This is a genomic window from Microcoleus sp. M2_D5 (assembly GCF_036701935.1).
In the GTDB taxonomy this organism is placed as follows: Bacteria; Cyanobacteriota; Cyanobacteriia; order Cyanobacteriales; family Microcoleaceae; genus Microcoleus.
The window spans coordinates 187,310-199,113 of the sequence record NZ_JAUBRP010000001.1 but is presented as its reverse complement, the minus strand read 5'-3'; the positions used below and the strand labels follow the sequence as shown (position 1 = coordinate 199,113).

The following is an 11,804-nucleotide window of genomic DNA, read 5'->3' as shown; positions in this document are numbered from 1 at the left end:
TCCGACTGTTTCCGAAAATTCCAACTCTCTAACGGATTTGACTGAAACAAAGACGGAAACTTCCTTAACCCCAGAAAGCAAAAATCCGACTGTTTCCGAAAATTCCAACTCTCTAACGGATTTGACTGAAACAAAGACGGAAACTTCCTTAACCCCAGAAACGAAAAACTCGACTGTTTCGGAAATTTCCAATTCTGCAACAAATTCGGTTGAAACAAAAACTGAAAAATCTCCCGCAGTTGAAGCCGACAATCCGACTGTTTCAGAAATTTCCAATGCTGTGACAAATTCTGTTGAAACAAAAACAGAAACTTCCCCAGCAGGTGAAACTCAAAACCCAATTGTTGCGGAAAATCCCAATTGGGCGACAAATCCTGCTGACTCAGAAATCGACGCGATTACAGGAGACAAAATCGAAACACCCGTCTTTTTCCAGCCAGAAAAATCAGAAACACCAACAACACCCGCAGCCGCCGCAGACATACTCACCGGCGAAATTGAAAACATCTCCCCAACCCCTACCGACAGCCTCGCAACACCCAGCGAAAGTAATGAAACTTTTGGGCCACTTTCCGACGAAGAAATTGCCCTGCTGTGGGAAAATCTCAACCGCATCTGGGCGGCGACAGAATTAAACGAAAACTCCGAAACCTCAGAGTTAGAATACATCAACGCTAACGAAGATACCGACTCAAACAACCCAACTCGTCTTCCCTTCACTCCCATCAGTCAAAATTATCTGCCAACCGATATCGAAAACACAGCAGATTTCGAGTTGATAAATGGCGGCGACGGGGAAGCTGAAACCTCAGAATCCGCACAAACAGCCATCATTTCCGAAACAGCAACCCCTACGCCCGCAAACAATCAGCCAGAAACCTCTCAAACTACCATCCCAGCCAGCGCCACCAACTCGGAAACAAACAACAACGAATACACTGTTGCACAAACAGACAGCTTCACAGAAACAACTGCCGATTCTCCCCAACCAACCAAACCGCTAATCGGCATCATTGACACTGGATTTACAGCCAACAATCCCAACATCAACTACAGCCAAATCATCCTCGGCAAAGATGTCATCGACGGTGACAGCAATCCCCTAATTCAACCAAACACAGGAAACCAACACGGGGACGCAATTTTAGAAATTATCCGCGACTCCCACAACCCAAGCGACACCCAAAAATCAAGTCCGATTTGGTTGGGAAGAGCAACAGGTTCCGGCAACTGGCATCAATCCTTGATAGAATTTGTCAATGCAGCCATTGCAGCAAAACAACCTAACGCTGTGGTTAACCTCAGCTTCGACTTAACCCAAATCAATCCCGACGGCACACAAACCACACGGCACTTCCTGACAGCAGAAGAAAAATCAGCACTTAAATACGCCCTTGACAACAACATCCTGATTGTAGCAGCAGCCGGTAACGAAGGGGATCTCGCATCCGCACTCGGACAAGCCTCCACAGAATTCGACAACATCATCACAGTGGGAGCATCCGAAAACAACAACCGCAGCGCCTATTCCAGCTACGGAGAAGGCTTGGATATCCTAGCACCAACAAACACTCAAAAAACCGCAGAACAGTCAACAACCGAAACAAAACAAGGCACATCAATAGCAGCAGCCTTCGTCACAAACACCATCTCCCAAATGTGGGCAGCCAACCCATCACTGAACCGCCAACAAATCAAAAACATCCTCCTAAAAACAGCAACAGACATCGACGTACCCTCATGGGACGAAAGGACAGGATACGGAATATTAAACCGCGAATTAGCAATAGCCACCGCCATCGAAACAATCCCCGCAATCCCAGTATTGGCAGCTACCAAACACTTGACAAAATCGCTGATTGATGCCGATGCAAATGTCAGTAACTCTCCGAATAGTACAGCCAAACCCTCAGAAAGACCGACCGCAACCACCGCCCCAGGCACGCCAAAAACCACCAGCACCTCAACCGGAAACAGTAATGAAGGCACTAGCTCTTATACCACAGAACTAGCGCCATATACAACTACCTATACCAGTAGTTCCAACGGCACAAGCACCACAAACACTCAAACCAATAGCCACTTATCAAACACAGAATCAAGCTGGGATCAAAACGCCGTCAACACCAACAGCAAGAGCAACTCTTTTAACGAATCAACCAGCGATTCCAGCACAAATGCGGCTACCTACACCAGCAAAAACTTTTCCCAAAACTCAGTCGAAAACACAAATCAATCGCAGCAAAACTACAGCCGAGTTAAATACGAAGGCACTCGCAACGACCAAAGCTCATATCTTCAAAAATCCCGCTCTTCTAGCAATTATACCAGTCCCGAACAAACTACAAACACCACTGCCGACAGTTACCGAAACAGTTTTTCCCAATCAGACAGTCAATATGGAACCGACTATGCAATTAATAACGGCAACCGCCAAGACGATTGGGGTTCAAAATCAACTTCAAACACTCACTATACTAGCAGCACCGGAAGTTCTCTCAACAACAGTTCAACTCAAATTCAAGGCAAAGCCGATTGGACGAATAGCAGCAATAACAGCAGTTACACCAACACTCACAGCGGGGAAGAAAGCCAAGTAAATCGCTCGAACTATGAGAGTAGCAGTAGCAGCGGTTTTTACAAAAATGGCAACAGCATCGACAACTATTCAGTAATCAATTCCACCTGGGACAGCACTACAACTGACGGCAAAACAGTCGGCAGCAACAGCCGCGATACTTATTCAGAAGCCAATAGTAATTATCACAGCAGTTACGATGACGGCCAGTCAAAAAATACCAGCAATCAATCCACTTACACGGTCAATCAATCTCAACAAACCAACAGCAGCAACGGCCCCTCATACTGGCACAACAACCGCAATAACAATTATTCTGTAAGTCAAGGTCGGGACACGCAAAGTTACGAAAACGGGCCGTCAACTAGCAGCCACAATCGGGATACTTATTCTCTCAGCAAGTCGAACTCTTCCAGCAGCAACAGTCAGGGTAAAGTCAGTTATAATTCCGAGCTTGAAAATTATTCAGAAAATCATGCTCAGTGGGAGAGCGAGTATAAGGCTGATACTTATACTACTCAAAGTAACAGTGACGAATCCACAATAACAGCTACCAAAAGTAATAGCAGTACCGAGGGCAACAATTCCACCTCATCTAACAGTAGCGACACCTCCCGTACTTGGAATTCACAGACAGTTACAACTTATAAAGATGGCCAAAGAACAGAAAATGGCAGTTCGAGTTACGAGAAATGGTCGAGCGAAAGCAGTTCCGATAGTAAGGGCGTAGCTAGTTCGGTGTCCAAGTATTCTAGCTGGAGTTCAAGTTACAGCAAGTATTATTTTAAGGGAGGTTACAGTTGGACGGAAACTGTCAGCGGTTACGATTCGGAATCGGTGACGAAAGAGGGTGTTTCGACGAGTAATGGCAGCAGTTGGAGTTGGACTCGCAGCGGGACTGAGTATGATGATGGCAGGAATAGTTGGAGTGAAAGTTGGTCGAAGTCTAGTTGGAAGAATGGGGAGTATTTGCCGGGTGAATATGAGGTAACGAGGGGGTCATTTGATCCAGAAGGAACACAGACCCAGACGAATAATTTGCCGGAATTTGGGGAAGCGCCGCGGTTGAATAAGGCGCCGAAACAAGATGTGCCACCGGATTTGATGAAGCCTCCGAAGCCGAGTGATGATATTTGGCAGTTGCCGACTGTGATTTTTAAAGATGCTGCATCTAAAAATGCTTCTGAAGACAAGACTTTTTTGCTCCCAACTGATATTTACAAAGAGCTTGAGTCTCAGAAGGTAATTAATAGAGATGGCTATTTTAATGCAAGTAGCCCTAAGAACGAAAGCCCTTGGGACAAATTTTTGGCAAAATTGCGTAGATTTGTCCAAAGGTTGTTGGAGCTATCTCAACAAGGCAAGCAAGCTGTTCTGGAATTTTTAGGCGCGCTTCTTTACTACTATCTCAAGAATAATGGGGCTTTACTTCAGCCTTTCACTGACCTTCTGATACCAGGAGGAGCAAAAGCACGAGACAAACTGGAAAAACTCTTACAAAAGAGTCAAGCAGCTCAGGCAGGAAGGGCTACTGCTGATTTAATCGGAATTTTGCAAGGAATAGCGGAAATTTTGTTTGGAGCTGGTGGTAGTATTGGAGGTGGTTTGACTGGAAACCCCGCGCTGGTTGCCGCAGGATTGGGAGCGCTAGCACATGGGATCAGCTTAGTGGGAGTTAGTGTCCAGGATCTCTCTAATCTGATTGTTCAGGTGCTTCAAAGTAATTCCGGTAATAATCCTTGGGATGATGTTCCCGATGAGGACTTGGAAGAATTTTTGAATCCAGCGTATGAGTATATCAATACTCGTTCATGGCATCCAGGTAGTGAGGCGACACCTGAAATTTCTGTAAAAAAACATTTTAGGGATCATGGTGCGGAAGTAGGTGCAAATAATGTGGAGGAATATATTCAGCTAGCAGAGGATTTTAAACAAGTAGTTCTGAATGATAAAACAACCCAAATACGCCGAATAAGTGGAGCTACCTCAAATGTTTCTAGGTACGAACTGGGAGATAAATACATAGATTTAGTAGATTTGGATCAAGGAAGATATGGTATAATATCTTTTGGAAAACTTTGGCATCGCTGATTGAATCAAGTGTTAATAGTAAGGATTCAGGTCACTGAACTCCTTGCTGGGCAAAGACTTTAGATATGGAGCTTGATACTAAATCAATCTCTATTCTCAATAAACCACGAACAACTGTCACTTTTCCTCGTTTATTGACAATTAACCACGAAAGACAAAAACCCTTATTTTGCCCTAAAACCCTTGCCAGACAAGCGTGGGAGCCGCAAGTTTTTAGACCTGAATCCTTACTGTTAATAGAATAAAGAGGTTTGTTGAAATATGGCGCTAGAACATAGATTTTTTTGCTTAAGAGAAGGAGAAGTCAGTTATGCAAAGTGCATGAATTATTATGAAAAGGAGTTTGAAGTTAGTATCCACGATGACATAATGCGGTACATGAATGATACCTTAATGTGGATACCGTGTACTCATCTTTCACTTCCCTATAAAAAGAAAACAAAGGGATTAGCGCTTTATGGTACTACAATTATTCACCAAGAAGATGGGGAAATGTTTTATCACGTAATCGATTCATGGTATCGCTTATTTTCAAAAGCTCCTGATAAATTTCAGCTTGATGGAGGAATAATTATAGAAGGTGACAGAACGGTTTCTAGTCCACCCAAAGTTCATAATATCGAAGTTGAGCGAGACTTGCTTCTGGAAAAGCTGCAAATTTTGCTAAATTATGCCAATCAGGTGATTGAAGGTGAATTCTTTATTTTGCATCTAGGTATTTAGTGAGATTTGGACCATAAAATATCAGCTCCAGTTACGAGAGATAATGGAGCGAAACAACAACCAAGTCTGACTTTTTAAATTGCGGACGATCGCACACCGGGTACAATTTCCTTTGAGTCGATCGACCGGGGCGGGCTAGTCATTTTGTGCGCTCGAATTATTATCGATAGTTTGAGCTGAGTCGGGCGATCGCACACCGGGTACAATTTCCTTTGAGTCGATCGCCCCATCTGATTGAAGAAACGGGCGTTCTCACTTTTTTACAGGCCTCCGGATCGATCCTGCAGCCGATCCCTCGGCTGGAAAAAGCTGTTGTACGGGCGATCGTATCCTCTGATTTTTGTGTAACATCCTTCAGGGGAAATCGGTACGCAGCCCTGTCTGGCCTGCGATGACACGGCACTACTTCTTGGATGAACACGGATATCGCTCCAATCTAGGATACAACGAGGCAAGAAAACCCGCGCTAGCTTGTAAACTAGGGATAACAGAATACGCAGGAAAGATTTATGCCCTCGGAAAACCAAGACTTGCTCAAAACTCAAACACCTAGTCCAAAGTTGCCAGTTCCCTCAGATATTTTGTTGAGCTTGGTCGCCTTACCCATGCTGGGCGGGTTGGTGGCGGCTAAAGCTGCTGCTGAGTTTGTTGCGTCGATCGGCGTTGAAAGCGAAGAAGTCTTTCGGGGTTCGCGCCTTCCGGTACTCAACTTTCCTCAATCACAGGATTAGAAAGCCCAAGGAAGGATGCTGCTAGAAGTTAAATTTTGTGAACCCGCCCAAAAACGGATACTAGCCCGCGACTTCTGTCTTGGAGAGATTAAAATTTTAGACCCTAGTTTAACTTCCCAGATTCATCTTTGGAGTCAATCTAAAATCGTTCGACTGAGCGCGACTCGACGCTCGCGCTAAGACGTTCGTCTCACGCCGATCGTCTAAAATATAAAATCGCAAGTCAAGTGATATGAAAGCTTGACAATAGGTACAATCTGTGGTATGAAAATTAATTTTTCCTTATACTTTGTACATAAGTGCCTTCTACTTTCTACGTTGCAAAAAGAGTCTCAAATTTGACTGCAAACAAAAGTGTTTTAGGCGAAACTAAACAATACAATTTTCACAGACACCCGCAGCTATTGAGGAACAGCCCGATGAGTTCAGTCCTCCAGTCTTCAGAACAGGCTATTGATGCAACATCTATTTCCCATACTCCCGCTTACTCAAAATCAGACCTGTTTCTGCGAAATCGCCTCAAAGTTGTAGAGGACTTGTGGGAATCGGTGCTGCGACAGGAGTGCGGGCAGGAATTGGTGGATTTGCTCCAACAAATGCGATCGGTCAATTCCGCCGAGGGACAGGCCACTCACTTTCGCGAGTCGAATGTCGTACAGCTAATCGAAAAGCTCGATCTCAACGCTGCCATCCGCGCCGCTAGGGCTTTTGCACTGTATTTTCAGTTGATCAACATTGTCGAACAGCACTACGAACAGCGAGACCAACAGCTAGCTTACGCTAGCAGCAACGATGCTGGTGGGCGGATGTTTTCTAAGCTACCAGGACAAGCAACGGATGCCCCCGATCGCCCTCGGCACAGGGAAGGCCCAAGCCCGGCCCAAACGGCTCTGAGCAGTGCAGACAGCAGCGAGACGATCGCCCGAGATGCCGGAACTTTTCACCAACTGTTCCCGATGCTGCTGCGCTTGAACGTACCCAGCCAGCAAATCCAGCGCTTGATCGATCAGTTAGACATCCGCTTGGTATTCACCGCTCACCCGACGGAAATTGTTCGCCACACGATCCGCACCAAACAGCGGCGAATGGCGAAGATTCTCCAACAGCTAGACCAAGTTGACGAGAAATTTCAGGCGATCGGAACCGACTCTCAAAGCCCCTACCCGGTGTCTTGCTGGGAAGCAGCAGCTCTCCAAGAGCAACTGATGGAAGAAATTCGCCTATGGTGGCGCACTGACGAACTGCACCAGTTCAAGCCGACTGTGCTTGACGAGGTGGAGTACACTCTCCACTACTTCGATGAAGTGCTGTTTGATGCGATTCCCGAACTATACCACCGCTTAAAGCAAGCTCTGCACGCTTCTTATCCTTATCTGAAACCGCCGAGTTACAATTTTTGCAAGTTCGGTTCTTGGGTGGGATCTGACAGGGACGGCAATCCTTCTGTGACTCCGAAAGTTACTTGGCAAACGGCTTGTTATCAGCGCCATTTGGTGCTGTGTAAGTACATCAACGCCGTGAAGCGCCTCAACGAGCTGTTGAGTTTGTCGCTGCACTGGAGCGACGTGCTGCCGGAATTGCTGGAATCTCTCGATCGCGACAGATCGGAATTCCCGGAGGTTTACGAGCAGTGGGCAATTCGCTACCGCCAAGAACCTTATCGGTTGAAGCTGGCCTACGTGCTGCAGCGGCTGGAAAATACGCGCGATCGCAATTGGCGGCTCTACAAAGGAGACGAGTTGCAGCGGGAGCGCGAAGCTTTGTCGGAAAATCCCGGAATGACCGGCCTTTATCGATCGGGCGCTGAGTTTTTAGCCGAACTCAAGCTCATCGAACACAATTTAGTGGAAACAGGTTTGAGCTGTCGGGACTTGGAAAATCTGCTCTGCCAAGTAGAAATTTACGGATTTAATTTGGCTTACCTAGATATCCGCCAAGAGTCAACAGTACACTCCGACGCTTTGAGCGAAATTGCTGAATACTTGCAAATTTTGCCCAAGCCTTACAATCAAATGTCGGAATGCGATCGAATTATTTGGCTGGCAACTGAACTGCAAACTCGCCGCCCTTTAATTCCAGCAGAATTGCCCTTTTCTCCCAAAACTTGCGAGACGATCAATACCTTCCGAATATTGCGGCAAATGCAGCAGGAGTTTGGTGCTGAAATTTGCCAAACTTACGTCATCAGCATGAGCCACGATGTCAGCGATTTGCTGGCGGTTTTGCTGTTAGCAAAAGAAGCAGGACTTTACGATCCGGCAACAGGAATTAGCAACATTCAAGTAGTTCCCCTGTTTGAAACGGTGGAAGATTTGAAAAAAGCGCCGGAAGTAATGCAAAAAATATTTGATCTGCCGCTTTATCGAGCTTTGCTAGCAGGAGGATACGCGCAGGAAATAGCGGAAAAAAGCAAAGAAACTATCCAATGTCCAATCGAAACTCTCAAATTGCAAGAGGTGATGTTGGGCTATTCGGACAGCAATAAAGATTCGGGTTTCCTCAGCAGCAATTGGGAAATCCACAAAGCTCAAAAGGCTTTGCAAATGGTTGCGGAAAAACACGGTGTGGAGTTGCGGATTTTTCACGGCCGAGGCGGTTCTGTAGGGCGCGGCGGCGGGCCTGCTTACAAGGCGATTTTGGCTCAGCCTGGAAAGAGTATTAGCGGGCGAATTAAGATTACTGAACAAGGCGAGGTTTTGGCTTCTAAATATTCTTTGCCGGAGTTGGCGCTTTACAATTTGGAAACTGTGGCGGCGGCGGTAATTCAAGCTAGTTTGCTGCACACTGGTTTTGATGGCATCGACCCTTGGAATGAGATTATGGAGGAGTTGTCGGTGAAATCGCGATCGCACTACCGCAATTTAATCTACGAACAGCCGGATTTAGTCGATTTCTTCCACCAAGTTACGCCGATTCAAGAAATCAGCCAGTTGCAAATTAGTTCTCGCCCCGCCCGTCGCGGTGGCAAAAAAGACATCAGCGGTTTGCGAGCAATTCCGTGGGTGTTTAGCTGGACTCAAAGCCGCTTTTTGCTGCCTTCTTGGTACGGTGTGGGCACAGCTTTGCAAGAGTTTTTGCTGGAGGAACCGGAAGAACACATGAAACTTTTGCAGTATTTCTACTTGAAATGGCCGTTTTTTAGAATGGTAATTTCTAAGGTGGAAATGACTTTATCTAAGGTGGACTTGCAGATTGCAGAACACTACGTGCAGGAGTTAGCTTTGCCTGCTGATAAGGAGCGTTTTAAGGCTTTATTCGATCAAATTGCTGCCGAATTTCACTTGATTCGCGATTTGGTTTTAACGATTACCGGACACCAACGTTTGTTGGACGAAGATCCATCGCTGCAGCGATCGGTGCAGTTGCGAAATGCGACGATTGTGCCTTTGGGTTTGTTGCAGGTTTCGCTGCTGAAACGCTTGCGGCAGCATGGTAGTGGCGGGGTTCCGGGGGTGATTCACTCGCGTTACAGCAAGGGTGAATTGTTGCGGGGAGCTCTGCTGACGATTAATGGAATTGCTGCGGGGATGCGGAATACCGGCTAGGCAAATAGTTTTGAGTTGTGAATTAGTAGTGAGGTGCGGGCTTACGCACCTTGCTACTGGTAGTTTCAGAATTCGGGCGTCCATTGCAGTCACAGCCATAGGAAACTGTTCGCTATCCTAGCTGAGATTTTTTTATGTCTAAACGCAAACAGTCTCAAGGTTGTCGCCCGATGCTGCGGCGCACTTTTTTATTTTTAACGGGCATAGCTTTGGCGCGGGTGGCGGCTGACTATTTTGCGATCGCCCAAAACCGAGATAGTTTCTTGACTCTCATGGGTCAACTGTGGCAAAAGTCACTCGCTTTTTTATCAAGTATACAATCAAATCAAACTCCTCAACCTCTCCCTAGCAATCCCATTGTAAAATCGGCAAAAACCAATCAACCTCTGCCGAGTAATCCTATTGTAAAATCGCCAGAAAATTCTCCGGCTGTGCAGCCGTGTCAACCTCAAATTATCAGACGTTCTGCTAAGCAAGCAAAACCTGTACAAATCAACAGAAAAACTGTAGCTGGCGCAAGTTTTTATCTCACAACTATTGACCTCGCAGACCCGGAAATTTATCTTACAATTGGATTAGCTAATAATGCCGATTTTGCAAATACTTCTAAAGTAACGCGGGGCGACGAACCTTTTGAAAATATGGTGGCGCGTTACCGGGCTGCTGTTGTTGCTAACGGGACTTTTTTTGGTAAAGATGAGCAGAAATCTGTGCTGGGAAATATGGTGGCGGCGGGTAAGTTTCTGAAATACAGCCGATGGGAAAATTACGGCACGACTTTGGGCATTAAAGCGGGAAATCAACTGGAAATGGTGACGGCTAGAATTGAAGGTAAGCCGGATTGGAGTCAACATTGGTTTTCTCTGACCAAGAATTTCAAAGGTGGTACCCGCCACGTGATTTATCCGTGGAATCAATTCTTTAATCGAAAATCGAAAATCCTCAAGAAAGAGCATTTATCTCGCGCAAGTCAATCTAAAATCTAAAATCTAAAATCGCGCAATCGATTGACTTGCGGGCCGAGATTGGTTAAAGCGGGGAAAGTTTGGTTGTCTCCTTTATCGGAAGGTTTTAAAGATGCTGGTGTTTTGGGCGTGGGTTCGAGAAGTGCGATCGGCTTTCCGGCTTCGAGAGATAAGTTATTTTTGGTTACTTTTCTTGATAGTTTGTCTTTGGAAACAGAAGCTAATGTTATGCGGGCGATGGCGTTCCGCCCCGCAAGCTACGGCTGTTTTGAAGCGATGAATTTGGACGGGGGCGCTTCGGTTGGTTTGGCTCATCAAGGGCAGATTTTATTGCCGCCGGGACGGAATTTGACGAATGTGCTGGTGGTTTACGATCGCGATAATCCGGCTCCTGCTCAATTAAAACAGTCTTGGGAACGCTTCCAAAAGGGATATCGACCAACCCCGGACAAATCAGTGTTTTTTGAGTGAATTCGCCATTGCTATAATATGAAGTAAGCTTTTGCAGGCAAAGATTATGACAGCAACAAGAGAAAAAATCTGGACAGTCGAAGAATATCACCGCATGATTGAAGCTGGCATTCTCACTGAAGGCGATAAGATTGAATTGCTAGATGGGAGAATTGTTGAAATGAGTCCCCAAACACCCATCCATGCTGCTACAACTCAACGCACCGAGCGATATCTACAACATTTGCTAAGAGATTTAGCCGCAATTCGCGTGCAGTTGCCAATTACTTTAGCAACTTCGGAACCGGAACCAGATATAGCAGTTGTTCGTATCGATCCGGGTGCTTATCGCGACCATCACCCAAATCCTAGCGAAATCTTGCTGTTAATTGAGGTTTCTTACGCGACATTACAAATTGACCGCCGGGAAAAAGCCCCGATTTATGCTAGAGCAAATATCCCTGAATATTGGATTTTAGATGTAGCGGGCCGCGAGGCATATATTTATCGGAATCCTGCACCGGGAGGCTATCAATCTGAGATAGTTGTTGCAGATAATGCTGCGATCGGAATGCTAGCTTTTCCTGAGATTGAATTTATTTTTTCAGAACTGTTTTTGCCTGTTTAGTTTGTGTTTGAGATTTAACGCCAGATGGGAGCAGATGAGCCTAGATGAACGCAGATAAAGACTTAGGAATGAGAATTCAATAACTTCCACAAG

General features: G+C 45.9%; 8 protein-coding genes. 7 read left to right on the top strand and 1 reads right to left on the bottom strand.

From position 1 onward, the window contains the following. Positions 1-276 (bottom strand): hypothetical protein (locus QUA50_RS00800; protein ID WP_333299429.1); only part of this gene is annotated, 276 nt, incomplete at its 3' end. Positions 277-280: 4 nt separating this feature from the next. Between QUA50_RS00800 and QUA50_RS00795 the strand changes: the two genes are divergently transcribed. From QUA50_RS00795 to QUA50_RS00765, 7 genes are all read left to right on the top strand, one after another. After that, the gene (locus tag QUA50_RS00795; RefSeq protein ID WP_333258755.1) at positions 281-4,669 is read left to right on the top strand and encodes a S8 family serine peptidase; all 4,389 of its coding nucleotides are present in this window, start codon (positions 281-283) and stop codon (positions 4,667-4,669) included. 261 nt (positions 4,670-4,930) lie between these two features. After that, positions 4,931-5,392 carry a hypothetical protein gene (locus QUA50_RS00790; protein WP_333298436.1) on the top strand — a complete coding sequence of 154 codons (462 nt, stop codon included), beginning with the start codon at positions 4,931-4,933 and terminating at the stop codon, positions 5,390-5,392. Positions 5,393-5,901: 509 nt separating this feature from the next. Continuing rightward, positions 5,902-6,123 carry a hypothetical protein gene (locus QUA50_RS00785; protein WP_333258759.1) on the top strand — a complete coding sequence of 74 codons (222 nt, stop codon included), beginning with the start codon at positions 5,902-5,904 and terminating at the stop codon, positions 6,121-6,123. Positions 6,124-6,542: 419 nt separating this feature from the next. Then, positions 6,543-9,668 (top strand): phosphoenolpyruvate carboxylase, encoded by a 3,126-nt coding sequence (ppc, locus tag QUA50_RS00780; RefSeq protein ID WP_333258761.1) that lies wholly within the window; start codon positions 6,543-6,545, stop codon positions 9,666-9,668. 134 nt (positions 9,669-9,802) lie between these two features. Further along, positions 9,803-10,654: a hypothetical protein gene (locus QUA50_RS00775; protein WP_333258763.1), complete on the top strand. Its 852-nt coding sequence runs from the start codon at positions 9,803-9,805 to the stop codon at positions 10,652-10,654. A gap of 21 nt (positions 10,655-10,675) precedes the next feature. After that, positions 10,676-11,104: a phosphodiester glycosidase family protein gene (locus tag QUA50_RS00770; protein ID WP_333258765.1), complete on the top strand. Its 429-nt coding sequence runs from the start codon at positions 10,676-10,678 to the stop codon at positions 11,102-11,104. Between the two features lie 46 nt (positions 11,105-11,150). Continuing rightward, a complete protein-coding gene (locus tag QUA50_RS00765; protein WP_333258767.1) occupies positions 11,151-11,711 on the top strand; it encodes a Uma2 family endonuclease in 561 nt (186 codons plus the stop codon). Positions 11,712-11,804: the final 93 nt, after the last annotated feature.